Annotated in this window: 17 protein-coding genes; 10 read left to right on the top strand and 7 right to left on the bottom strand. The window is 72.5% G+C overall.

Going from position 1 to position 24087, the window contains the following annotated elements; genetic code table 11:
• Positions 1-69 precede the first annotated feature (69 nt).
• Positions 70-975 (bottom strand): GNAT family N-acetyltransferase, encoded by a 906-nt coding sequence (locus tag G7072_RS12640; RefSeq protein ID WP_166086887.1) that lies wholly within the window; start codon positions 973-975, stop codon positions 70-72.
• A 54-nt stretch (positions 976-1029) separates the two neighbouring features.
• Between G7072_RS12640 and G7072_RS12635 the strand changes: the two genes are divergently transcribed.
• Positions 1030-1935, top strand: coding sequence for a homocysteine S-methyltransferase family protein (locus tag G7072_RS12635; protein ID WP_166086885.1), 906 nt, complete (start codon positions 1030-1032; stop codon positions 1933-1935).
• Between the two features lie 43 nt (positions 1936-1978).
• Here G7072_RS12635 and G7072_RS12630 read toward each other — a convergent pair whose 3' ends face one another.
• The 4 genes from G7072_RS12630 to G7072_RS12615 form a co-directional block, all read right to left on the bottom strand.
• Positions 1979-2845 carry a peptidase gene (locus tag G7072_RS12630; RefSeq protein ID WP_166086883.1) on the bottom strand — a complete coding sequence of 289 codons (867 nt, stop codon included), beginning with the start codon at positions 2843-2845 and terminating at the stop codon, positions 1979-1981.
• A 117-nt stretch (positions 2846-2962) separates the two neighbouring features.
• Positions 2963-4369, bottom strand: coding sequence for a hypothetical protein (locus tag G7072_RS12625; RefSeq protein ID WP_166086881.1), 1407 nt, complete (start codon positions 4367-4369; stop codon positions 2963-2965).
• Positions 4366-6156 (bottom strand): maltose alpha-D-glucosyltransferase, encoded by a 1791-nt coding sequence (gene treS / locus G7072_RS12620; RefSeq protein WP_166086879.1) that lies wholly within the window; start codon positions 6154-6156, stop codon positions 4366-4368. The genes G7072_RS12625 and treS overlap by 4 nt, the downstream gene beginning before the upstream one ends.
• Positions 6156-8141, bottom strand: coding sequence for an alpha-1,4-glucan--maltose-1-phosphate maltosyltransferase (locus G7072_RS12615; RefSeq protein WP_166086877.1), 1986 nt, complete (start codon positions 8139-8141; stop codon positions 6156-6158). Before G7072_RS12615 ends, treS begins: the two co-directional genes overlap by 1 nt.
• A 110-nt stretch (positions 8142-8251) precedes the next feature.
• Here G7072_RS12615 and G7072_RS12610 point away from each other — a divergent pair, with 110 nt between their 5' ends.
• Positions 8252-8782: a DoxX family protein gene (locus G7072_RS12610; protein WP_166086875.1), complete on the top strand. Its 531-nt coding sequence runs from the start codon at positions 8252-8254 to the stop codon at positions 8780-8782.
• A 145-nt stretch (positions 8783-8927) separates the two neighbouring features.
• Here G7072_RS12610 and G7072_RS12605 read toward each other — a convergent pair whose 3' ends face one another.
• Positions 8928-12389 (bottom strand): M36 family metallopeptidase, encoded by a 3462-nt coding sequence (locus G7072_RS12605; protein ID WP_166086873.1) that lies wholly within the window; start codon positions 12387-12389, stop codon positions 8928-8930.
• A 148-nt stretch (positions 12390-12537) separates the two neighbouring features.
• On the opposite strand from G7072_RS12605, the gene glgP reads away from it, so the two are divergent.
• Positions 12538-15120, top strand: coding sequence for an alpha-glucan family phosphorylase (glgP, locus tag G7072_RS12600; RefSeq protein WP_166086871.1), 2583 nt, complete (start codon positions 12538-12540; stop codon positions 15118-15120).
• Between the two features lie 33 nt (positions 15121-15153).
• Here glgP and glgX read toward each other — a convergent pair whose 3' ends face one another.
• Positions 15154-17301, bottom strand: a complete 2148-nt coding sequence (glgX, locus tag G7072_RS12595) for a glycogen debranching protein GlgX (protein ID WP_240916928.1) — start codon at positions 17299-17301, stop codon at positions 15154-15156.
• A gap of 125 nt (positions 17302-17426) precedes the next feature.
• Between glgX and G7072_RS12590 the strand changes: the two genes are divergently transcribed.
• The 7 genes from G7072_RS12590 to G7072_RS12560 all read left to right on the top strand — a co-directional run bounded on the left by G7072_RS12590 (position 17427) and on the right by G7072_RS12560 (position 24075).
• Positions 17427-18203 carry an enoyl-CoA hydratase-related protein gene (locus G7072_RS12590; protein ID WP_240916926.1) on the top strand — a complete coding sequence of 259 codons (777 nt, stop codon included), beginning with the start codon at positions 17427-17429 and terminating at the stop codon, positions 18201-18203.
• A gap of 46 nt (positions 18204-18249) precedes the next feature.
• Entirely contained in the window at positions 18250-18651 is a 402-nt protein-coding gene (locus G7072_RS12585) for a hypothetical protein (RefSeq protein ID WP_166086867.1), read from the top strand.
• Between the two features lie 146 nt (positions 18652-18797).
• Entirely contained in the window at positions 18798-19583 is a 786-nt protein-coding gene (locus tag G7072_RS12580) for an electron transfer flavoprotein subunit beta/FixA family protein (RefSeq protein ID WP_166086865.1), read from the top strand.
• Between the two features lie 52 nt (positions 19584-19635).
• Complete coding sequence (locus G7072_RS12575) at positions 19636-20583, top strand: electron transfer flavoprotein subunit alpha/FixB family protein (protein ID WP_166086863.1); 948 nt, start codon at positions 19636-19638, stop codon at positions 20581-20583.
• Between the two features lie 191 nt (positions 20584-20774).
• A complete protein-coding gene (locus G7072_RS12570; RefSeq protein WP_166086861.1) occupies positions 20775-21953 on the top strand; it encodes a cysteine desulfurase family protein in 1179 nt (392 codons plus the stop codon).
• Positions 21954-21961: 8 nt separating this feature from the next.
• Positions 21962-23083 (top strand): tRNA 2-thiouridine(34) synthase MnmA, encoded by a 1122-nt coding sequence (mnmA, locus tag G7072_RS12565; RefSeq protein WP_240917287.1) that lies wholly within the window; start codon positions 21962-21964, stop codon positions 23081-23083.
• The gene (locus tag G7072_RS12560; protein ID WP_166086859.1) at positions 23080-24075 is read left to right on the top strand and encodes a methionine synthase; all 996 of its coding nucleotides are present in this window, start codon (positions 23080-23082) and stop codon (positions 24073-24075) included. The genes mnmA and G7072_RS12560 overlap by 4 nt, the downstream gene beginning before the upstream one ends.
• The last annotated feature ends 12 nt before the right edge of the window (positions 24076-24087 follow it).

Raw genomic sequence — 24087 nt, 5'->3', positions numbered from 1 at the left:
TCGTACCCACTCTGGCAGCGCAGCAACACCGGCACAACGCGACCGTGACGGAGGGTGAGCCTGACCGGCTCAGGATCCTCGACGCAGGTCCGTCACCGGAGCCCCGGCGACGAACCCGGCCGCGACGTACGTCGACACGGCGCCGACGTTGGAGGTCTCGGCGCAGACGACCGCGCTGGAGCTGCCCAGCTCCCGGAGGGCGGCCGCCGCGGCGACGCACACGGCGGCTCCGTGGCCCTTGCCCCGGTGGTCGCGGTGCACGCCCATCGGTTCCACCAGCCCGGGCCGTCCGGTCCCGGCCGACCACACCCCGGCGACAGCGACCGCGGCGTCGTCGGCGTCGAGGGCGACCAGGGTGCGTCCTCGCTCGGCGAACGGGCCGTCGGTCATGGTCCGCCACCAGTCGACGACCTCGCGGTGCCGGCTCTCACTCAGCGGTGAGCCCCGGAATGCCGACCAGTGGACCGCCGTCCAGGCGTGCGCCAGATCCGCTCCGGCGACCTCGACGCGGACCCCGGACCCGGACGCACGGGTGTCCGTCACCGCCTCGGCGAGGTCGCGGTGCAGGGGCGTCCACGGCTCGTCGTCCTGCCAGCCCCGGGCGCGCAAGGCCTGCGCGAGCAGCGTGGCGCCGCGGGCCTCGACCACCGCCTCACCACCCGGGAGGACGTCGCGGTCGGCGTCCACGACGTCGTCGGCGATCGCCTCGGCCACGTCCTGGTCCTCACGCGCGTCCGGGTCCAGCGCCAGTCGGAGGAGACCGTCAGGCCCGTCGAGCAGCCCGACCGCGACGGGCCGACCGTGGCGCGACCACACCCGCAGGTCGGCGGCGGTCCGCTCGGCACCTCGCATCGAGTACCAGCCGAGGTCCCCGGGGTGCAGGTGCACCGGCCCGCGGTCGGTCTGCCAGGCGTCGAGGTGCGCCGCGACCGCGTGCAGCTCCCCGGGGGCCGGGATGGTCAGCACGACGTCCATGGCGCCCACCCTAGGAGGTTCCGCGCGCGGCGCCAGAGGAGGAGAGTTGCGTGCATGAGTGCTGCGACCCTGTTCGCCGACGGGCCCTTCGTCACCGACGGCGGGCTCGAGACCGACCTGATCTTCCACCACGGCATCGACCTCCCCGAGTTCGCGTCGTTCCCGCTGCTCGAGGACCGGGCGGGGAGGGAGGCGCTGGACGCCTACTACGACGAGTACGCCGCGATCGCGCGCGCCGCCGGGGCCGGCCTGCTCGTCGAGACGCCCACCTGGCGCGCGAACCCCGCGTGGGGGCCCCGCGTCGGCTACGGGCGCGAGGCGCTGGACCGGGTCAACCGCGCGGCCGTCGCCTTCGCTCGCGAGGTGCAGGCACGGGCCGGGGTGGCACGGTCGCTCGTGGTCGGCATCCTCGGTCCGCGGGGTGACGGCTACGTGCCGGGCCTGTGGTCCGACCCGGACGAGGCCGCCTCCCACCACGCGGACCAGGTGGCCTCCTTCGCGGCCGAGGGCGTGGACCTCGTGCACGCCATGACGCTGACGGCGACCGAGGAGGCGATCGGGGTGGTGCGGGCCGCTCGCTCCCACGCCCTGCCCGTCGTGGTGTCCTTCACGGTCGAGACCGACGGCCGGCTCCCGGACGGCACGTCGCTCGCCGAGGCCGTGGCCCGGGTGGACGCCGTCGCCGCCCCGGACCGGTTCGGCGTCAACTGTGCCCATCCGACGCACGTGGCGCCGGCCCTCGACGGGAGTGGGTGGCAGGAGCGGGTCGCCGTGCTGCGGCCCAACGCGTCGACGCTCACGCACGCCGAGCTCGACGCGATGGAGGAGCTGGACGAGGGCGACCTCGGCCTGCTCACGTCGTCCGTCGACCGGCTGCGCTCCCAGCTGCCCGCGCTCGCGGCGGTGGGCGGGTGCTGCGGCACCGACGCCCGCCACGTCGGAGCGCTCTGGGGCGTCTGAGCGCCGCGACGCCGGGGCGTCCGGGGCGTCCGGTGTCGCGGGCTCAGCGGCAGCGGATCTCGCCGAGGCGGGCGAGTCCTCGTCGGTCGCCGTTCTGGAAGTCCGCGACCCCGACGTTCTCGCTGTGCATGAGCTGGGTGCTGTCGGGGGTGTGGTCGAGCCCGACGAGGTGGCCGATCTCGTGGCGGACGATGGCCAGCACCTGCTCCCGGCCACCGGGCCGGTCGAGGATCTCGGCGAGGTCGGGGCTGTCCAGCGCGACCTGGCCGGTCCGCAGCCAGACCCGGCTCCGCAGCGGCTCCTCCACCGCCGTGCTGCCGCCGAGACCGGCCACGCGGCCCTCGAGGGCGGGCACCTGGTCGGGGTCGGTCCAGGCGATCAGCGCCGGGGCGTCCAGGGCCCGCGAGCCGTCGGACGTCGGCAGCTCGTCGCTGGGACCGACGAGCTCGATGCGCAGGCCGGTCAGGGTGGCGACGTCGGCCAGCGCGTCCTCGACCAGGCCCTCGACGCCGTCGGGGGCCTGGTCGTCGTTGAGCACCACCCGGAGCGGCTCGCAGGGGGAGTAGCCGACCGGCTCGTCCGAGCGGCCCGGCTGGGTGGCGCTGAAGGCGAACGCGCCCGGTCCGTCGGGTGCGTCCGGCGGGGTCCCGCGCACGTCCTCGGCCCAGGGCAGGCGGCCGACGAGGTCGGACACCCCCATCGCCATCCCGCCGGCCCCGACGATCACCGCGAAGAGCGCCAGGGCCGCCAGCGGCCCGAGGGTCCGGTCCTTGCGGGGTCGACGGCCCCGGGGCGCCCGGCCGGCGGCCGCAGCGGCGTACTCGCGGTCGAGCTGGGCGAGCCGTCGCCGCATCCACCGACGACGGCGGTAGGGGCCGAGCGTCAGGCGATCACGCAGGTGGCCCTCCACCCCGTGATTCTGGTCGATGGGCCCAAGCCGGAGCCGCCTTTTGGTGCAGGCGGTGACCGGAAGCCGGCACCGCGGCAGCGAGTGACCAGGAGCCGGCCGGCGTGTGAGGGGCGGGCCTCAGGAGGCGATGCGGGCCAGCGCGGCCAGCGGGATCGGCAGCCAGGTCGGTCGGTTGCGCGCCTCGTAGACCGCCTCGTAGACCGCCTTGTCCGCGGTGTACGCCGTGAGCAGCACCTGGTCGACCGACGCACCGCTGGCGTCGCGGTAGCCGGCGAGGAACGCCTCGGAGTTGCGCGACGACCAGTCGCGCGAGCGCTCGGCGTCGTGGTGGTCGGAGTCGCCGGTCGCCTGGGCGTGGTCGAGCCGGGTCAGCTCCGCGGCGTAGTCGAACGAGCGCAGCATGCCCGCCACGTCGCGCCACGGGGAGTCGGCCTGGCGCCGCTCCTCGAGCGGCTTGGCCGGCTCGCCCTCGAAGTCGATGATCTTCCAGCTCGACACCGTCCGCAGCGTCTGGCCGAGGTGCAGGTCACCGTGCACCCGCTGCGCCGCCACGTCCCGCGGGTGGTCGCCCACCCGCGCGTAGATCGCCCGCAACGCGTCGGCGTGCTCCTCCAGCCCTGGTACGACGAGCAGCGCGGCGTCGAGGCGGGCGGTCATGGCCGACGTCAGGGCGTCGAGCCGCGCACGGTCCCACGTCTCGGTGCCGAAAGCGGCGGTGAGGTCGGCATGCATCTGGGCCACGGCGCGACCGAGCCGGTGCGACTCGGAGGCGAAGTCGCCCCCGGCCTCCCGGGCGGTCATGTCGCCGCCGTCGCCGAACAGCCCGCGCAGGCTCGCGAGTGCCAGGTCGAAGCCGTCGCTCGCGGTCCGCAGGAACTGCTGGAGGATGCCCAGCTGCAGCACCTCGCCCGACCCGCCCGGGCCGCTGGTCGTCTCGACGTAGCCGTAGAGCGTGGCGACGTTCTCGTTGCCCGCCTCGCTCAGGGCCGCGAGGATCTCGATGTCGGGGTTGACGCCCGGGGTGACCCGGCGGAAGACCTTGAGCAGGCTGTCCTCGCCGAAGATCACCGACGAGTTGCTCTGCTGGCCGGAGAAGAACGACGAGCGGGCCTCGACGTCGAGCTCGTGGTCGCCGACCCGGACGAAGCGCACCGCGTCGGCGCCCTCGCCCCGGGTGGCGCCCTCGGCGAGCGACCGCACCCACAGCGGGGCGGAGGCGTGGTCGTGCAGCGCGTCGTAGGCGTGGACCGGGCCCAGCTCCTCGTCGTCCCACGACCCGACGTGCGCGTGGGCCAGCTGCTCCTGCTCGGTCGCGTAGTAGACGGTCGGCAGCTGGTAGGTGTCGGTCTCGCCGCCCTCGAAGACGAGGTCGACGAGCTCGACGCCCACCGTCGGGACGCCGTCCGCAGCCTCCTGCAGGACCAGCCGCCGGGTGGCGCCGATCTCGAACGTGCGGCCCTTGCCGCCGAACCACCGCGCCTGCTCGACGAACCGGTGGACCTGGTCACGGGCCTCGGGGGTCACGCCGACTCCCCGGTCGTGGCGCCGGCTCCGTTCTCGGACGCGCTGCCGATCTCGGCGGCCGGCTCGTGGACCGGCGCCGGCCGGGGCAGCCGGAACCACAGGAAGCCGTAGCCGGTCAGCGTCAGCAGGTAGGGCAGCTCGCCGATCTGGGGGAAGCGGGTGCCGCCCAGCAGCTCGACGGGGACCACGCCCTCCCACCGGCGCAGGTCGAGCTCGACCGGCTGCGGGAAGCGGGAGAGGTTGTTGATGCACAGCACCGTGTCGCCCTCGTGCTCGCGCACGTAGGACAGCACGCTCGGGTTCGAGCCGCCGAGGTCCTGGAAGTCGCCGAGCCCGAAGGCCGGGTGGTTCTTGCGGACGTGGATCATCCGGCGCGTCCAGTGCAGCAGCGAGGAGGAGTTCTCCAGCTCGGTCTCGACGTTCACGCGCTGGTAGCCGAAGACCGGGTCCTGGTTCAGCGGCAGGTTGAGCCGGCCCGGGGTGGCCTTGGAGAAGCCGGCGTTGCGGTCGGCCGTCCACTGCATGGGCGTGCGGACGCCGTCACGGTCGCCGAGCCAGATGTTGTCGCCCATCCCGATCTCGTCGCCGTAGTAGAGCACCGGCGAGCCGGGCAGCGACAGCAGCAGCGCGGTGAAGAGCTCCATCTGGTTCGTGTCGTTGTCGAGCAGCGGCGCGAGCCGGCGGCGGATGCCGATGTTGGCCTTCATGCGGGGGTCCTTGGCGTACTCGCCCCACATGTAGTCGCGGTCCTCGTCGGTGACCATCTCGAGGGTCAGCTCGTCGTGGTTGCGCAGGAAGATGCCCCACTGGCAGCCGTCCGGGATGGCCGGCGTCTGCTCCATGATCTCGGAGATCGGGAAGCGGGACTCGCGGCGCACGCCCATGAAGATGCGCGGCATGACCGGGAAGTGGAACGCCATGTGGCATTCGTCGCCCCCCTTCTCGAAGTCGCCGAAGTACTCCACCACGTCGGCGGGCCACTGGTTGGCCTCGCACAGCAGCACCCGACCGGGGTAGTGCTCGTCGATGTAGCTGCGGACCTCCTTGAGGAACTGGTGGGTCTCGGGCAGGTTCTCGCCGTTCGTGCCCGGACGCTCGTAGAGGTAGGGCACGGCGTCGAGGCGGAACCCGTCGATGCCCATGTCGAGCCAGAACGAGAGCGCCTCGTACATCGCCTCGTGGACCTTGGGGTTGTCGAAGTTCAGGTCCGGCTGGTGGCTGAAGAACCGGTGCCAGAAGTACTGCTGGCGCACCGGGTCCCAGGTCCAGTTCGACGGCTCGGTGTCGACGAAGATGATGCGCGCGTCGGCGTACTCGTCGTCGGTGTCGGACCAGACGTAGAAGTCGCCGTACGGGCCCTCGGGGTCGTTGCGCGAGGCCTGGAACCACGGGTGCGCGTCGCTCGTGTGGTTCATGACGAAGTCGATGATCACGCGGATGCCGCGCTTGTGCGCCTCGTCGAGGAACTCCTGGAAGTCGTCGAGCGTGCCGACCTCGGGGAGGATCTCGGTGTAGTCGGCCACGTCGTAGCCGCCGTCGCGCAGCGGCGAGGTGAAGAACGGCGGCACCCACAGGCAGTCGACGCCCAGCCAGTGCAGGTAGTCGAGCTTCTCGGTCAGGCCCTTGAAGTCGCCGAAGCCGTCGCCGTCGCTGTCGGAGAACGAGCGCACCAGGACCTCGTAGAAGACCGCGGTCTTGAACCACTCGGTGTCCTCGGTGGCCCCGGGCGAGACGGCGGGCACGGTGCCCGTCTGGGTTCCGGACGGGGTGGGGGAGGTGGTGGTCATCAGGCGGTGGGGCTCCTCACGGTCAGGATGTGCGCGGGCTCGTCGAAGGGGTCGAGGCGGACGTAGTTGTGCTCGCCCCAGGTCCAGTCGGCCCCGGTCACCTCGTCGTGGACGAGGAAGCGGTCGGCCCAGTCGAGCCCGAGGGCGGCCATGTCGAGGTGGACGGTGGTCTCGCGGGTGCTGTGCGGGTCGACGTTGACGACCGCGATCACCGTGTCCCGGCTGCCGTCGGGCAGCTCGGTGGTCTTGGAGAAGCACACGATCGAGTCGTCCTCGGGGTTGTGCACCGTCAGGTTGCGCAGCTCCTGCAGGGCCGGGTGCTCGCGGCGCACGTGGTTCAGCATCCGCAGGTACGGCGACAGCGTGCGGCCGGACGCCTCGGCGCCCTCCCAGTCGCGGATCCGGATCTGGAACTTCTCCGAGTCGAGGTACTCCTCGGCCCCCGGCCGGATGGCGACGTGCTCGTAGAGCTCGAAGCCGGCGTAGACCCCCCACGACGGCGAGCCCAGGGCGGCCAGCGCGGCGCGGATCTTGAACGCCGGCGGACCGCCGTACTGGAGGTACTCCGGGAGGATGTCGGGGGTGTTGACGAAGAAGTTCGGCCGCATCTGGTGCGCCGTCTCGTGCGAGACCTCCTGGAAGTAGGACTCGATCTCGTGGCGGGTGTTGCGCCAGGTGAAGTAGGTGTAGCTCTGGTGGAAGCCGATCTTCGCCAGCGCCTGCAACATCGAGGGCCGGGTGAAGGCCTCGGAGAGGAACAGCACGTCCGGGTCGGTCTTCCGGATCTCGCCGAGCAGCCACTCCCAGAAGTTCACCGGCTTGGTGTGGGGGTTGTCGACGCGGAAGATGCGGACCCCGTGGTCCATCCAGACCCGGGTCACGCGCAGCATCTCCGGATAGATGACGTCCGGGGCGTTGTCGTAGTTGATCGGGTAGATGTCCTGGTACTTCTTGGGCGGGTTCTCCGCGTAGGCGATGCTCCCGTCGGCGCGGGTGGTGAAGAACTCCGGGTGCTCGGTGACCCAGGGGTGGTCCGGCGCGGCCGAGAACGCGAGGTCCAGCGCGATCTCCATCCCGAGCCGACGGGCCTCGGCGACGAAGGCGTCGAAGTCCTCGAAGGTGCCGAGGTCGGGGTGGATGGCGTCGTGGCCGCCCTCGGTGGAGCCCATCGCCCAGGGGGAGCCGACGTCGTCGGGGCCGGCGTCGAGGGTGTTGTTCTTGCCCTTGCGGTTGATCCGGCCGATCGGGTGCACCGGGGGGAGGTAGACGACGTCGAAGCCCATCTCGGCCACGGCGGCGAGCCGCTTCGCGGCGGTGCGGAACGTGCCGCTGACGGTCGTGCCGTCGGCGTCGACGTAGGCGCCCTCGGAGCGGGGGAAGAACTCGTACCAGGAGCCGTAGAGCGCGCGGGTGCGGTCGGCGAAGAACGGGAACGGCCCCGCGACGGTGACCAGCTCGCGCACCGGGTGGGCGGCCATGACCGCGCGCACGGCGGCGGAGATGCCGGCCGAGAGCCGGACCACGTCGGGGGTGGACTGCTCACGCAGGGCGCGGGCCGCGGCGGACAGCGTCGCGCCGGCCTCGGCGTCCAGCCCGGGCTGCTCGGCGGCACGCTCGAGCAGCAGCGCGCCCTCGGTGAACATGAGCTCGGTGTCGATGCCGGCGGGCACCTTGATCTCCGAGTCGTGCACCCAGGTGCCGTAGGGGTCGCTCCAGCCGTGGATCTCGAAGCCCCAGGCGCCCTCGGTGTCCGCGACGACGGTGGCCCGCCACCGGTCGGCCTCGGCGGGCACCTTGGTCATGCGCTGCGGCGGGCGTCTCGTGCCGGTCGGGTCGACGAGGACGACCTCGGCGCTGTGGGCGTCGTGGCCCTCGCGGAGGACCAGTGCGGTGACCTCGAAGGGCTCACCGACCGCGGCCTTGGCCGGATACGTACCTCCTTCGATCTGCGGCGTGACATCCAGGACAGGTATGCGTCCAACCATGCCCGCGAACCTACCCAAGTCCGCGCGGGTCAACCAGCCCGGAACGGCTGACACCCGGCGGCCGGCGATGTCCGGTCTGAACCTGCGGCGGATGGGGTAGAACCGAGGACATGACCCTGATCCGACGCCTCGCCCGCCCCATGCTCGCCACCACCTTCGCCCTGGGCGCCGTGGAGGCGCTCAAGAACTCCAAGCCTCTCGCCGAGAAGGCCCAGCCGGTGACGGACCCGATCGTGAAGACGGTCAGGAAGACCGCTCCGCAGGTCCCGATCACCTCCGACCCCCACACCCTGGTGCTGGTCAACGCCGGCGTGCAGCTCGTGGCGTCGGCCGCGCTGGCCACCGACCGCTTCCCCCGCGTCTCGGCGACCGTGCTCGCCGCCAGCCTGGTGCCGACCACGATCGCCGGTCACGCCTTCTGGGAGGAGACCGACGCCGAGGCCAAGAACAACCAGCGCCTGGCCTTCGCCAAGAACGTCTCCCTGCTCGGCGGGCTGATCCTCGCCGCGGTCGACACCGAGGGCAAGCCGGGCGTCGCCTGGCGGGCCCAGCGCGCCGCGCGCGACCTGCGCCGCGAGGCCGGCCACGTCGGCACCGAGGCCAAGCTGCAGAGCAAGCTGGTCGCCGCGAAGGTGCGCTGACCCCCTGTCGGTTTCACCAGGTACCTAGTGAAACCGGCGCTTCCCGAGCGAAGCATCGCTCGGGAAGCGCCGGTTTCGTGCGGGGAGCAGCCCCCGCGTCACGCCATCGGGAGCCCGCCGGTACGTCGACCGGCGGGCTCACCGCTCAGCGGGTGAACACCTCCAGCTCGGCCGCCCGCACCGACTGACCGCGGTCCGAGGCGGTCTTGCAGTCGGTGTCGTTGAGCGGGTCGTTGTCCTGCTCGCCCGCGTAGCCCGCGAACCCGGTGCACTGGTTCTCCAGCGCCACCAGCCGCACGGCCCGGGCCTGCACCGCGTCGATCTTGAAGCTGCGGAAGATCAGGTTCGGTGCCGTGGGACGCGGACGGTCGCCGGGGAAGGCGTCCGGGCTGCTGGTGAACACGCGACGCCACGAGGCGCCGCTGCCCGCGCAGTCGGTGGTGCAGACCTCGATCGCGAACCGGCGCAGCGCGGTGAACCGCGAGCCGGAGTCCGGGTCCTCGTCGACGTCCTGGGCGAGCGGGACGTCGCCGCCGCTGTCGTCGGCGGGGCGCAGCATGGCGCTGACTCCCAGCCTCCGCACCGTCTGCAGACCGCCGGCGAGGTCGACCGTCACGAAGGGGTTCTTCTCGTCGACGTTCTCGCCGCCCTCGTTGACCCCGGCCCAGTTGGTGGACTCGGTGGAGTCGATGAGGGAGTCGGGGTTCAGGCTGCCGGCGCTGGTGGAGATCACCGACGCGCCCTTCGCCTTCGCGGCCAGGTTCGGCTCGGCCGTGATCCGGACCGTCTGGCTCGCGCCGCCGATGGTGGCGGTGAACCGGGTCAGCCCCGTCTCGTCGCTGCGCAGCAGACCCGTGTAGGTGCCGGGCGTCATCGGTGCCGAGGCCCCGCGCGGGGTGCCGGGCAGGGTGTCCGCCAGCGGCGTGGCCCGGGCCTCGTAGGTGCCCAGGTAGACCTCGCCGGCGACGGGGGTGCCGTCGGCCAGGACCGGCTTGAACCGCACTGTCGTGTTGCCCGACGGGGCGGCGAAGCTGGGCTCGACGTCCCCGGAGTCGGCCGTGGGCGTGCTCGCGCCGGTGCCCATGCCGCTGCGGGCGAAGGCCTTCCACATCACGCTCTGGTTGGCACCGCCGAAGCGCATGCGGTCCGCGGCGAGCATGGCGTCACGGGCGTCGAGCATGCTCGTCGCGCCCTGCTGGAGCAGGAACGAGTCGAACATCAGCGCGATCCAGCGACGGTTGCCGGGGCAGTCCTGCGCCCGGACCGGCGCCTTGTAGCTGCGGCTCTCCGAGCAGCGCAGCTGGAGCGCCTTGTCGTTGTAGGGGAACCGGGCGTCGTACTTGTTGACCAGCGCCTGGCGCACCCGCCAGTTGGTGGCGTTCCAGATCTCGCCGTCGGCGTGGACCTCGTCACCGGTGGTGTCGAAGCCGTACTCGCCGTAGGTGAGCGGGTTGTCGTTGACGGCGTAGTCGCGGATGGCGACCTTCTTGTTGCCGGTGGCGTAGAGCCCGATGGCCCAGATGTTGCCGCCGTTGCTGTAGCCGTGGGCGAACTGGAACTCGCCGGCCACCAGGTCCGACCACGACTCGCCCATGGCGCCGCCCTGCTCGGAGGTCAGCCCCTCGTCGGGGCCACCGACCATGCGGTTGGAGATGGCGTGGGTGTACTCGTGGCCGACGATGCCCATGTCCAGGCCGCCGTCGGTGCACGGCGCGTAGAACGCCCCGGCGATCGGCTGGAAGAGGTACTGGTTGGTGATGCCGGGCACGCCGTCCTGCAGCGCGATCTGGTTGGCGTTGTCGCGACCGAGGTACGACGGCGCGCCGCCGGTGAGGGCGCCGGCCTGCACGTTGCCGACCTCCGGGTCGTTCTCGGCGGCACCGTTGCCGTTGTTGCCGAAGTTGTTCTGCTGCAGGTTGTAGTTCTTCTCGGTGAAGCCGAGGAAGTACGAGTAGTCGTGCATCCGGTTGTGGTTGACGAACAGGTTCGTCACCGACGCGAAGATGTCGTTGCCGCCGGGCACGAGGTTCGCCGGGTCGCACTTGCTGTTGTTCCAGGCGTCGGTGAACTCGTCGGTGTACTCACGCGTGGGGGAGACCGGGGCCTGGAAGAAGCCGCCCGGGGTCAGCGGGGAGCCCCACGCCTCCCGGTCGCGGGCGTTGTTGCCCTCGGTGGTCAGCGTCGAGAGCCCGGAGCGCGTGTCGACGTCCCAGGGGAAGCGGGAGGCCAGGTTGTAGAGCTGGCCCACCGGCTCGGTGCAGTCGGGCACCCGGGCGCCGTCGTTGTTGACGACCCAGCAGCCCACGACCGAGTTGGTCGGGGTGTGCTCGGGGGTGAAGATCGGCGTCGGGTTCGTGTCGAAGTAGCGCCACTTCGGCGGGTAGGGCAGCGAGGGGGTCTCGCCCTCGGTCTCGGAGAGGCTCACGGTGCCGGCGTAGGTGCCGGGCGCCACGAAGGGGACGGTGGGGTCGTCGAAGGGGCAGATCTGCACCGCGTAGGTGCCCTGCGCGAGCGGCCCGTCCGGCGAGGTGTACGTCGCGACCTCGGGGCTGGTGCCCGTGTCGCCCGCCGTCAGGACCTGGTCGGCCGGGTCGAGGATCTTCACGACGAGGTCGTTGGTGGTCACCACCGCCGCCGCGGTCGCGGTGATGGTGCGGGTGGTGTCGTCGGAGATGTCGAACGGGTGCTGGGGGCCGCACTCGCTCGCGGTGACCTCGCCCTGGAAGCCCGAGGACTCGTTGGACTGCTCGACCTGGTGCTCGCGGTGCAGGAGGTCGCCGGTGACGGCGTCGACCATGACGGTGTAGGCCTGCACGTTGTCGACGTCGACGACGTTGGCCTCGACGACGGGGCGGACGGTGCCGTCGGCCATCGCCAGGCTGCGCACGCGGGCGAGCTGGTCCTCGGCGAGGCCGGGCACTCCGAAGGTGGTCCAGCCCTCGCGCGGCTCGGTCGAGGCCGTCAGCTCGCCGACGGACACGTCGATGCCGACGGAGTCGGCGGCCGCCACCCAGCCCTCCTGGGGCGACAGCGACGCCGCCGGGACGGGGTCGGCGCCCTTGGTGAGCGATGAGGAGACGTAGTGGATCCGGTCGCCGGACACACCGACCGTCACCATGCTGCCGAGGGCGGGGCTCAGGTCGCCGCCCGGCCCGTCGAAGGTCTGGCGGAACAGCACGGCGTGGCCCGGGCTCTGCGCCATCCGCTGGTCGTTGACCAGCTCGAGGTCGTCGACCTCGCCGGTGCTGAGGCCGAGCACGGTGGCGTTGCGGCGCAGCCACGACCGGGCAGCGGCGGCCGGGTCGCCCGACGCCGTACCCAGGCTGCCGGTGCGGGGCAGGATCGAGGAGGGGGTGCCGAAGTCGTTCCAGCGGACGTCGGCGCCGAGGCCGCGGGCGGCCGTGCGCTGGGCGGCGCTCGGCAGCGCGACCCCGCGCTCGTCGAGGTCCTCCATGCCGAGCGGGGTGTCGCCCAGGCCGCGGAAGTCGTCGGGATCGACGGCGACCTGGTCGCCGGGAGCGCCGGTGGCCGGTGACGTCGGGAGCTGGGCCAGGGAGAGCACGAGGCCGGCGGCGAGGAGCCCGGTCGTGCGGTGGCGGAGGGGCATGTGGTGCCTTCCGAGGAGAGGGGCCGTCGTGGGTCGGCGACCGGGAGTGGCGAAGGTCATTCAACCTGCGGAACGCCCCAGGGTGTTGTCAGTTACGGAAATGGGTAGTCGGATTGGATTTGAACGATCCATTCGGTACCTTCCTGCCGTGCGCGCTATCCGACGGTTCACCGTCCGCCCCGTCCTGCCCACCGCCCTCACCGCTCTCGGCGAGCTGGCCGGCAACCTCCGCTGGTCCTGGCACCCGCCGACCCAGGACCTCTTCGAGTCCATCGACCCGGACCTGTGGGAGAAGAGCCGTCAGGACCCCGTGAAGCTCCTCGGGCTGGTCCCCGCCGACCTGCTCGCGCGTCTCGCCCAGGACGCCGACTTCCTGGCGCGGCTCGAGGCCGCCCGTGCGGACCTCGCGGAGTACCTCACCGGCCCGCGCTGGTTCCAGGGGCTCGACGAGAGCGCCCCGTCCGCCATCGCCTACTTCTCGCCCGAGTTCGGCATCACCGCCGTGCTGCCGCAGTACAGCGGCGGCCTCGGCATCCTCGCCGGCGACCACCTCAAGTCCGCCAGCGACCTCGGCGTCCCGATCGTCGGCGTGGGGCTGCTCTACCGCCACGGCTACTTCCGCCAGTGGCTCTCCCGCGACGGCTGGCAGGAGGAGACCTACCCGGTCCTCGACCCCGACGAGCTGCCGCTGTCGCTGCTGCGCGAGGCCGACGGCACGCCCGCCCGCATCACCATCGGCATGCCCGGCGGCGAGGAGGCCGTGGCCCGCATCTGGGTCGCCAGCGTCGGCCGCGTCCCGCTGCTGCTGCTCGACACCGACATCGAGGAGAACCACGGCGTCCTGCGCGACGTCACCGACCGGTTGTACGGCGGCAACACCGAGCACCGGCTGCGTCAGGAGATGCTGCTCGGCATCGGCGGCGTCCGCGCCGTCCGCACGCACGCCCGGCTGACCGGCTTCGCCGAGCCCGAGGTCTTCCACACCAACGAGGGACACGCCGGCTTCCTCGGCCTCGAGCGGATCCGCGAGCTCACCGAGGACAAGGGACTCGACTTCGACTCCGCCGTCGAGGTCTCCCGCGCCGGCACCGTCTTCACCACCCACACCCCGGTCCCGGCCGGCATCGACCGCTTCCCGCGCGACCTGGTCACCCAGTTCTTCGGCGGCGACAACGCCTGCCCGGGCGTCCCGGTCGAGCGCATCCTGGCCCTCGGGGCCGAGGACTTCGAGGGCGGCGACCCCGGTGTCTTCAACATGGCGGTCATGGGCCTGCGCCTGGCGCAGCGGGCCAACGGCGTCTCGCAGCTGCACGGTGAGGTCAGCCGCGGCATGTTCGGGGGCCTGTGGCCCGCGTTCGACGCCCCCGACCGACCGATCATCTCCATCACCAACGGCGTCCACGCCCCGACCTGGGTCGCGCGAGAGGTCTTCGACCTCGCCCGCGAGGCCGGCGTCGAGCCGGGCTCCGGCCCGGGCGCCGACAGCCCGTCCCGCGTCTTCGACGTCGCCGACGAGGTGCCCTCCACGAGGATCTGGGCCGTCAAGCGCGACCTGCGCGAGCGGCTCGTCGTCGACGCCCGCAAGCGGCTGCGTGACTCGTGGGCCCACCGGGGCGCGGCGCCGGCCGAGCTGAAGTGGATCGACTCCGCGCTGGACCCCGACGTGCTGACGATCGGGTTCGCCCGCCGCGTGCCGTCGTACAAGCGGCTGACGCTGATGCTGCGCGACCCCGCGCGCCTCAAGTCGCTGCTGCTGCACCCCGAGCGCCCGATCCAGCTGGTCATCGCCGGCAAGTCGCACCCGGCCGACGAGGGCGGCAAGCGGCTCATCCAGGAGATCGTGCGGTTCGCCGACGACCCCGAGGTGCGCCACCGCATCGTCTTCCTGCCCAACTACGACATCAAGATGGCGCTGCCGCTCTACCCGGGCTGCGACGTCTGGCTGAACAACCCGCTGCGGCCCTACGAGGCCTGCGGCACCTCGGGCATGAAGGCGGCGCTGAACGGCGGGCTCAACCTGTCGATCCTCGACGGCTGGTGGGACGAGTGGTTCGACGGCAACAACGGCTGGGCGATCCCGTCGGCCGACGGCGTCGAGGACCCCGACCGTCGTGACGACCTCGAGTCCGAGGCCCTCTACGACCTCATCGAGCGCGAGGTCGCGCCGCGGTTCTACGACCACGACGAGGACGGCACGCCGGGCCGCTGGCTGGAGATGGTGCGTCACACCCTCAAGTCGCTCGGGCCCAAGGTGCTCGCCGACCGCATGGTCAGCGACTACGTCAACACGCTCTACGTCCCGGCCGCCGAGTCGTCGCGCACGCTCAACCACGACTACGCCGGCGCGAAGGACCTCGCCACCTGGAAGTCCCGCGTCCGCGCAGGCTGGGGCGACGTCGCCGTCGAGCACGTCGACTCCGAGGGCGTCGGCGACTCGCCGGAGGTCGGCGCGACCATGACCGTGCACGCCTTCGTCTCGCTCGGATCGCTCAGCCCCGACGACGTCGAGGTGCAGGTCGTCCACGGCCGGGTCCGCGACGAGGACGTGATGACGGTCGCCGGCACGGTCCCGCTGAAGGCGGTCGAGTCCTACGAGGCCAACCGCCACCGGTTCGACGGCACGGTCACCTTGGCCACGTCGGGCTCCTTCGGGTACACCGTCCGGGTCGTGCCGCGGAACAACCGCCTCGCCTCGATCGCCGAGATGGGCCTGGTCGCCGTACCGTCCTGACGGCCGGCGAGCCGGGCCCGGCTCGCGCCGGGCTCAGGCCTGGCGCAGCAGCAGCAGCGAGCGGGCGGCGAGCGTGATCTCGTCGCCCGCCTGCACCTCGGAGCCGTCCGCGTGGGCGGGGTCGGTGCTCAGCACCACCTCGCCGCGGGCGACCCACTCGTTCTCGGGCAGCCGGATCGTGCAGTCGGTGCTCTGGGCGTTGCACCACAGCAGGAACGACCGGTCGCGCATCTGCTCGCCCTGAGGCCCCGGCGCGCGCAACGGGTCGCCCGAGACGAACATGCCCACGACGTGCAGCGCGCCGTCGTACCAGTCCTGGTCGGTCATCTCGCGGCCCTCGGGGTGCATCCACGCGAGGTCCTTCGGTCCGCCGTCGATCGACGGCCGCCCCCGGAAGTGGTGCCGCTGGCGCAGCGCCGGGTGCTCGCGGCGCAGCCGCAGCGCCTGCTTGGTCAGCTCGTAGAGGTCCAGCCACGCGTCGTCGGCGCGCCAGTCGACCCACGAGGTCTCGTTGTCCTGGCAGTAGGCGTTGTTGTTGCCGCCCTGCGTGCGCCCGCGCTCGTCGCCCGCCGCGAGCATCGGGATGCCGCTCGACAGGCAGAGCGTCGCCATCATGTTCATCGCCTGACGCCGTCGCAGCGCGACGATCGCGACGTCGTCGGTCTCGCCCTCCACCCCGTGGTTCCAGGAGCGGTTGTGGTCGGAGCCGTCGCGGTTGCCCTCGCCGTTGGCCTCGTTGTGCTTGCGGTCGTAGGAGACCAGGTCGCGAAGGGTGAAGCCGTCGTGGCAGGTCACGAAGTTCACCGAGGCGTACGGCGAGCGGCCGTCGTCGGCGTACAGGTCGGAGGAGCCGGCCAACCGTGACGCGACCTCCCGGATGCCGCCGGCGTCGGCCCGCCAGAAGTCGCGCATGGTGTCGCGGTACTTGTCGTTCCACTCGCCCCACGGCGGCGGGAAGTTGCCGACCTGGTAGCCGTCCATGCTGGCGTCCCACGGCTCGGCGATCAGCTTGACCTGGCGCAGCACCGGGTCCTGGCCGACCGTGGTGAGGAAGGCGCTGCGCATGTCGACGTCGTGGCCGGTGCGCGTCAGCGCCGGCGCGAGGTCGAAGCGGAAGCCGTCGACGTGCATCTCGGTGACCCAGTAGCGCAGCGAGTCCATGATCATCCGCAGCGTGCCGCGGTGCGAGGTGTCGACGGTGTTGCCGCAGCCCGTGACGTCCCAGTAGGCGTCCTTGGTCGCGTGCGCGCGCTTGTAGGTGCCGAAGTCGTCCAGCCCCCGGAAGGAGTACGTCGGCCCGTCGGCCCCGCCCTCGGCGGTGTGGTTGTAGACGACGTCGAGGACGACCTCGATGCCGGCGGCGTGGAAGGAGCGCACCATCTCCTTGAACTCGGTCACCTGCTGGCCGCGGTCGCCGGCGGCGTAGGCGGCGTGGGGGGCGAAGAACCCGATGGAGCTGTAGCCCCAGTAGTTGGACAGGCCGCGCTCGGCCAGCGGCCGCTCCGAGAGGAAGTGGTGGACCGGGAGGAGCTCCACCGCGGTGATGCCGAGGTCGCGGAGGTAGTCCACGACGGGCGCCGAGCCGAGGCCGGCGTACGTGCCGCGCAGCGCCTCGGGCACGCGGTCGTGGAGCTGGGTGAAGCCCTTGACGTGAAGCTCGTAGAGCACGGTGTCGGTCCACCGGACAGCCGGAGGGCGGTCGCCGCGCCAGTCGAAGTCGTCGTCGACCACGACGCCGAGGGGGACGTGGCCGGCGGAGTCGAGCCCGCTCGGGCGCCACGGCTCGGCGAGGTCGTGCGCCAGCAGCTCGGGGGAGCCGGCCGAGGCCGTCACCGTGCCGCTGACCGCGCGGGCGTAGGGGTCGAGCAGCAGCTTCTGCGGGTTGAATCGGCGACCCGCGTCCGGCGCCCAGGGCCCGTCGGCGCGGTAGCCGTAGCGCTGCCCCGGGACGACACCCGGGATGGCGCCGTGCCACACCCCGAGGGTGTGCTCGGTGAGCTGGTGGCGGGTCTCGCGACCGGCGTCGTCGACCAGGCACACCCACAGCGCCTCGGCCTCCGGGGCGTGCACGGCGAAGGTCGTGGACTCGGGGGACCAGGTGGCGCCGAGCCGGTGCGGGCTCCCGGGCCACACGGGCGCGAACTCGCCGGGGGCGCTCCAGCGCCAGGAGGGGGAACTCACGGGCCCCATTGTGCCCAGGTGGTCGCGGGCCACGCGGCCGGGCGGGTGGCAGGCGTGAGTAGGGTGCGGGCGGTGGCCGGGCGACCGCCCGGCCCGTGACGTTGTGCGATCGGTGGAGGTGCCCGGTGGAGTTCGTCAGGCTCGAGGTCGAGGACGGGGTCGGCACGATCCGACTGGACCGCCCCAAGATGAACGCGCTGAACCAGCAGGTCCAGGAGGAGATCCGGGCCGCGGCGCAGGAGGCCACCGAGCGCGACGACGTCCGCGCCGTCGTCGTGTACGGCGGGGAGCGGGTCTTCGCCGCCGGCGCCGACATCAAGGAGATGGCGGAGATGTCGTACAAGGACATGGTCGCGCGCTCCGGCGGCCTGCAGTCCTCGTTGACCGCGGTCGCCCGCATCCCGAAGCCGGTCGTGGCCGCGGTCACCGGTTACGCCCTCGGTGGCGGCTGCGAGCTCGCGCTGTGCGCCGATGTGCGCATCGCCGCCGACGACGCCACGCTCGGCCAGCCCGAGATCCTGCTCGGCATCATCCCCGGCGCCGGCGGCACCCAGCGGCTCACCCGCCTGGTCGGCCCGAGCCGCGCCAAGGACCTGATCTTCACCGGACGCTTCGTCAAGGCCGACGAGGCGCTCGCCATCGGTCTCGTCGACCGCGTCGTCCCCGCTGAGGCGGTGTACGCCGAGGCGGTGGCCTGGGCGCGGCAGTTCTCCGGCGCCGCGGCCCTGGCCCTGCGTGCGGCCAAGGAGTCCATCGACCGTGGGGGCGAGGTCGACCTCGAGACCGGGCTGGAGATCGAGCGCCAGCAGTTCGCCGCGCTCTTCGCCACCGAGGACCGGACCACGGGCATGCAGTCCTTCATCGAGAACGGGCCGGGCAAGGCCCGGTTCTCCGGCGCCTGAGCCACCCGTCGGCTAGCCTGCGCGAGGAGAGGGAGGGACCACTGCCATGAGTGAGCAGAAGTCGGAGAAGTCCGAGGACACGTCCGACAAGAAGTCCGGGGGCAAGCGCAAGAAGACCTCGAGCGGGGGATTCGGCGCGGGGGCCGACGTGACGAAGATCCGGTCGGTGGCTGCCACCGTCATCTGGATCGTCGCCGTGGTCGCCGCAGCCTTCTTGGCCGTCGGCGCGCTGCTGATCGTGCTGGACTTCAACCGGCAGAACGGTTTCGTGCAGTTCATCACCGACACCGCCGACAACCTGAACTTCCTCGGCACCCTCAAGGAGTTCCGCGAGGGCGGCAAGAAGGGCGGCGTCGACGTCACCAAGACGGTCCTGGTCAACTGGGGCATCTGCGCCGTGGTCTGGATCGTCGCGGGCAAGATCATCGAGCGCCTCGTCCGCCCCTGAGCCCGACACGGGATCCCGGCGTTCGCCCGGCCCCGGGACCCTGTGACTGACCCCACGGACCCGTGTGGGTGCGGGTCTATGTGACCGCCGGGTAACATCGAGTCAACCGAGTGCACAGGAGGGGCCCTCCCGGGCCGTATCTGGATATGAACATTGTCGTGTGTGTGAAGTACGTTCCCGATGCCACCGGCGAGCGCCGGTTCGAGGATGACAACACGGTGGACCGTGTGGGCGTCGACGGTCTGCTGTCCGAGCTGGACGAGTACGCCGTCGAGCAGGCGCTGCAGCTCAAGGAGAAGCTCGCCGACGACAGCGAGGTCACCGTGCTGACGGTCGGCCCCGAGGGTGCCTCGGACGCCGTCCGCAAGGCGCTGCAGATGGGTGCCGACAAGGGCATCCACGTCTCCGACGACGCCATCGCCGGCTCCGACTCCCTCGCCACCTCGCTGGTGCTGGCCGAGGCCGTGAAGAAGACCGAGCACGACATCGTGCTGTGCGGCATGGCGTCGACCGACGGCGTCATGGGCGTCGTCCCGGCGATGCTCTCCGAGCGGCTGGGCTACCCCGGTGCCACCTTCGCCTCCGAGCTCGAGGTGGACGGCGACACGGTCAAGATCCGTCGCGACGGCGACGCCGCGACCGTCATGGTCGAGGCCACCCTGCCCGCCGTGCTGTCGGTCACCGACCAGACCGGTGAGGCCCGCTACCCGTCCTTCAAGGGGATCATGGCGGCCAAGAAGAAGCCCGTGGAGACCTGGTCGCTGAGCGACCTCGGCGTCGACGCCGAGATGGTCGGCCTGTCGGCCGCCTGGTCCACCGTCGAGGGCACCGAGGAGCGTCCCCCGCGGACCGCCGGCGAGATCGTCACCGACGACGGCGGCAGCGGCGCCGAGGCGCTGGTCGGCTTCCTGGCGTCCAAGAAGTTCATCTGACCGGAGTCGGCACGCCGACCCGTCTCCCCCCAGTTTCGAGGAAGAGATCACCATGAGCGAGGTTCTGGTTCTCGTCGACCACGTCGGCGGAAGCGTTCGCAAGACCACCCACGAGATGCTGACGATCGCGCGCAAGCTCGGCGAGCCGTCAGCCGTCTTCATCGGCGACCTGTCCGACGAGGTCTCCGCGGCCCTCAAGGAGTACGGCGCCGCGAAGATCTACACCGTGCCGGCCAAGGCCCTCGGGCCCTACCTGGTCACCCCCAAGGCCGAGGTCCTGGCCCAGCTCGTCGGATCGGCCTCGCCGGCCGCCGTGCTGGTCACCTCCACCGCGGAGGGCAAGGAGATCGCCGCCCGCCTGGCGGTCAAGACCGACTCGGGCCTCATCACCGACGCTGTCGACGTCGCCGAGGGCGGCGTGACCACCCAGTCGGTCTTCGCCGGCAACTTCACCGTGCAGGCCAAGGTCACCAAGGGCACGCCGATCATCTGCGTCAAGCCCAACTCCGCCACGCCGGAGGCCGCTGACGGCGCCGGCACCGTCGAGGAGGTGTCCTTCACGCTGCCCGACGCCGCGAAGGGCGCCAAGCTCGTCGGCGTGGAGCCGAAGAAGTCCTCGGGCCGTCCCGAGCTGACCGACGCTGCCATCGTCGTGGCCGGCGGCCGCGGCACCGGCGGCGACTTCTCCGAGGTCGAGGACATGGCCGACGCGCTCGGTGCCGCCGTCGGCGCCTCCCGCGCCGCCGTCGACTCCGGCTGGTACCCGCACTCCTTCCAGATCGGCCAGACCGGCAAGGTCGTCTCCCCGCAGCTGTACGTCGCCAACGGCATCTCCGGCGCCATCCAGCACCGGGCCGGCATGCAGACCTCGAAGACGATCGTCGCCGTCAACAAGGACGAGGAGGCGCCCATCTTCGAGATGGTCGACTTCGGCGTCGTCGGTGACCTCCACACCGTGCTGCCCGCCGCCACGGAGGGCATCAACAAGCGCAAGGGCTGATCCCCCCGGATCACCGGACGAGCCGCTCCCCACGACGTGGGGGGCGGCTCGTTGCCGTGTGGCCGGTGGTCGAGCCCGTCGAGACCCGGTGGGTGTGCGCAGGGGGCGCGGCCCCGCCCCGCCTCGCCACGGTCCCACCGGCCCCCACCACGACGGGGACGGCGCCGGCGACGACGTACCCTGGACCGGCGATGACCGAGACCACCCCGCACGTCTACCTCGACCACGCGGCGACCACGCCCATGGTGCCGGAGGCCGTCGAGGTGATGGTCGATCTCCTGGCTCGCACGGGCAACGCCAACAGCCTGCACGGGTCCGGGCGAGCGGCGCGCAAGGTCGTCGAGGAGTCGCGGGAGCGGATCGCGGCCGCCCTGGGGGCGCGCCCCAGCGAGGTCGTGTTCACCTCCGGCGGGACCGAGGCCGACAACCTGGCCGTCAAGGGCATCACCTGGACGCGCCGCCGCGAGGACCCGGCGCGCGACCGCGTGCTCTGCCCGGCCACCGAGCACCACGCGGTGCTCGACCCGGTGGGGTGGCTCGGCGAGCACGACGGCACCCGCGTGGTGTGGCTCGACGTGGACCGCCAGGGCCGCGTGGACCTCGACGGGCTCGCGACGCGCCTCGACGAGGACCCCGGCTCGGTCGCTCTCGTCACCGTCATGTGGGCCAACAACGAGGTCGGCACCCTCCAACCGGTCGCCGAGGTGGTCGCGCTCGCGGCCCGGCACGGCGTACCGGTGCACACCGACGCCGTCCAGGCCGTCGGCGCGGTGCCGGTGGACTTCGCCGCCAGCGGCGTCGACGCGCTGACCCTGACCGCGCACAAGCTCGGCGGGCCGTACGGCGTGGGCGCGCTGCTCGTGCGCCGCGACCTGTCGCCGACGCCGTTGCTGCACGGGGGCGGCCAGGAGCGCAGTGTCCGTTCCGGCACCATCGACGTGCCCGCCATCGCGGCCTTCGCCACCGCCACCGAGCTGGCCGTGAAGCGCCAGGTCGAGCACGCCGCGCGCGTCGCCGGCCTGCGCGACGACCTGGTCAGCCGCGTGGGAGCCGCGCTGCCCGACGTGCGGCTGAACGGCGACCCGGTCGACCGGCTGCCGGGCAACGCCCACCTCAGCTTCCCCGGCTGCGAGGGCGACTCCCTGCTCATGCTGCTCGACCACCGCGGCATCGAGGTCTCGACCGGCTCGGCCTGCTCCGCCGGGGTGCCGCAGCCCAGCCACGTGCTGCTCGCGATGGGCCGCGACGAGGCCGAGGCGCGCAGCTCGCTCCGGCTGTCGCTGGGGCACACGAGCACCGCCGCCGACGTCGACGCGGTCGTCGACGCCCTCGTCCCCGCCGTGGAGCGGGCCCGGGTGGCGGGCCTGTGAGCGCCCGGCTGAAGGTGGTCGCCGCCATGTCGGGGGGCGTCGACTCCGCGGTCGCGGCCGCCCGTGCGGTGGAGGCCGGCCACGAGGTCACCGGCATCCACCTGGCGCTGTCGCGCAACCCGGCCAGCCACCGCGCCGGCGCCCGTGGCTGCTGCACGATCGAGGACGCCAACGACGCCCGCCGGGCCGCCGACGTGCTCGGGATCCCCTTCTACGTCTGGGACCTGAGCGAGCGCTTCCACGCCGACGTGGTGCAGGACTTCGAGGAGGAGTACCTCGCCGGGCGCACCCCGAACCCCTGCCTGCGCTGCAACGAGAAGATCAAGTTCGCCGCCGTGCTCGACCGCGCCCGCGCGCTCGGCTTCGACGCTGTGGCGACCGGTCACTACGCCCGCGTCGTCGAGGCGGCCGACGGCACCGTGGAGATGCACCGGGCGGAGGACGCCGGCAAGGACCAGTCCTACGTGCTGGGCGTGCTGACCCAGGATCAGCTGCGGCACTCGCTGTTCCCGCTGGGCGACACCCCGAAGCCCCAGGTGCGCGCGGAGGCGGAGCGGCGCGGCCTGCTGGTGGCCGACAAGCCCGACAGCCACGACATCTGCTTCATCGCCGACGGCGACACCGCGGGCTGGCTGCGCGAGAAGGTCGGCGACCGTGCCGGCCACCGCGAGGGCACCTTCGTCGACCACGGCACCGGCGAGGTCGTGGGGACCCACTCCGGCTCCTACGCGTTCACCGTCGGTCAGCGGCGTGGTCTGCGGCTCGGCACCCCGGCCCCGGACGGCCGGCCCCGGTTCGTGCTGGACATCGAGCCGGTGAGCGGCACCGTCACCGTCGGTCCGCGCGAGGCGCTGACGGTCGACCGCGTGCACGGCCGCTCCGCACGCTGGTGCGGGCAGCCGCCGGTCGGCACGCTGGAGGGCACGGTGCAGCTGCGCGCGCACGGCTCCGAGCACCGCGCCCGCGTGGGCGTCGACGGCGACGAGGTCGTCATCGACCTGCTCGACCCGGCCCAGGGCATCGCACCCGGCCAGTCGGCCGTGGTCTACCAGGGCACCCGGGTGGTCGGCTCCTGCACGATCACCGCGACGGCCCGGGTCGGGGCCGACGCGCCCGTGTCGCCGGCGTGACGCGCGCCAGCGGCGTCGGTTCCCACCCCGGCGAGGACCAGCGGGCGTACGACGACGCCGTCGAGGTGGTGCTGGCCGACCTGCCCGACCCGGCCGGTCTCACCTACGTGCCCGAGGTGCCCGGACGCGGCGCTCCCGCCGGCATGGTCGGGCGCACGCTGGCGCTGCTCGACGGGCTCGGGGTCGACCTCCAGCCCGCGGGCTGGCGCGTCACCGACGCCCCCGGCATCGACCACCGCCGCGCCGTCTCGCTGCTGGGTCAGGACCTCGACACCGTCGAGGAGCGGCTCCAGGGGTTCACAGGCGTGCTCAAGCTGCAGGTCACCGGCCCCTGGACGTTGGCTGCCACGGTCGAGCGCCCGCGCGGCGACCGGGTGCTGGCCGACCACGGCCTGCGTCGCGAGCTGGCGCAGTCGCTGGCCGCCGGCCTCGACGACCACCTGGCGGCGACGCAACGACGGGTCCCCGGTGCCACCCTGCTGCTGCAGGTCGACGAGCCCGCGCTGCCCGCGGTGCTGGCCGGCCAGGTGCCCACCGCCTCCGGCTTCCACCGCCACCGCACCGTCGACGCCCCGGCCGCCGCGCCGCTGCTCGACGACGTGCTCGGCGCCGCCCACGACGCCGGCCTCGAGACGCTGGTGCACTGCTGCGCCGACGACGTGCCCTTCGACCTGCTGGGCCGGGTCGGCGACGGACGGGTCGGGCTGTCGGTCGACCTCGACCGCCTCGACGCCGCGGCGTACGACGAGGTGGCCGCCGCCCTGGAGGCCGACCGCTGGACGTTCCTCGGCGCGGTGCCCTCGACGCGACCGGAGACCGAGCCGACCGTCGGCGACGTCGTGCGCCGGGTCGAGCGGCTGCTCGACATGCTCGGGTTGGAGCCCACCGACCGGCTCGTCCTCACCCCGGCCTGTGGCCTGGCCGGTGCGGACCCGCGGTGGGCCCGCACCGCCCTGCGGCTGTGCGCCGAGGCTGCCCGCCAGCTCTCCTGACGCGCCGCCCGA

It is taken from the genome of Nocardioides sp. HDW12B (genome assembly GCF_011299595.1).
In the GTDB taxonomy this organism is placed as follows: domain Bacteria; phylum Actinomycetota; class Actinomycetes; order Propionibacteriales; family Nocardioidaceae; genus Marmoricola_A.
The sequence above is the reverse complement of the archived record's forward strand: the minus strand, read 5'-3'. Positions and strand labels throughout refer to the sequence as shown.

Coding starts and splice junctions, on each gene's coding strand:
- G7072_RS12575 (WP_166086863.1), top strand. CDS start 19,636: ATGAGCGAGGTTCTGGTTCTCGTCGACCACGTCGGCGGAAGCGTTCGC.
- G7072_RS12580 (WP_166086865.1), top strand. CDS start 18,798: ATGAACATTGTCGTGTGTGTGAAGTACGTTCCCGATGCCACCGGCGAG.
- G7072_RS12640 (WP_166086887.1), bottom strand. CDS start 975: ATGGACGTCGTGCTGACCATCCCGGCCCCCGGGGAGCTGCACGCGGTC.
- G7072_RS12610 (WP_166086875.1), top strand. CDS start 8,252: ATGACCCTGATCCGACGCCTCGCCCGCCCCATGCTCGCCACCACCTTC.
- G7072_RS12605 (WP_166086873.1), bottom strand. CDS start 12,389: ATGCCCCTCCGCCACCGCACGACCGGGCTCCTCGCCGCCGGCCTCGTG.
- G7072_RS12635 (WP_166086885.1), top strand. CDS start 1,030: ATGAGTGCTGCGACCCTGTTCGCCGACGGGCCCTTCGTCACCGACGGC.
- treS (WP_166086879.1), bottom strand. CDS start 6,156: ATGACCACCACCTCCCCCACCCCGTCCGGAACCCAGACGGGCACCGTG.
- G7072_RS12570 (WP_166086861.1), top strand. CDS start 20,775: ATGACCGAGACCACCCCGCACGTCTACCTCGACCACGCGGCGACCACG.
- G7072_RS12615 (WP_166086877.1), bottom strand. CDS start 8,141: ATGGTTGGACGCATACCTGTCCTGGATGTCACGCCGCAGATCGAAGGA.
- G7072_RS12585 (WP_166086867.1), top strand. CDS start 18,250: ATGAGTGAGCAGAAGTCGGAGAAGTCCGAGGACACGTCCGACAAGAAG.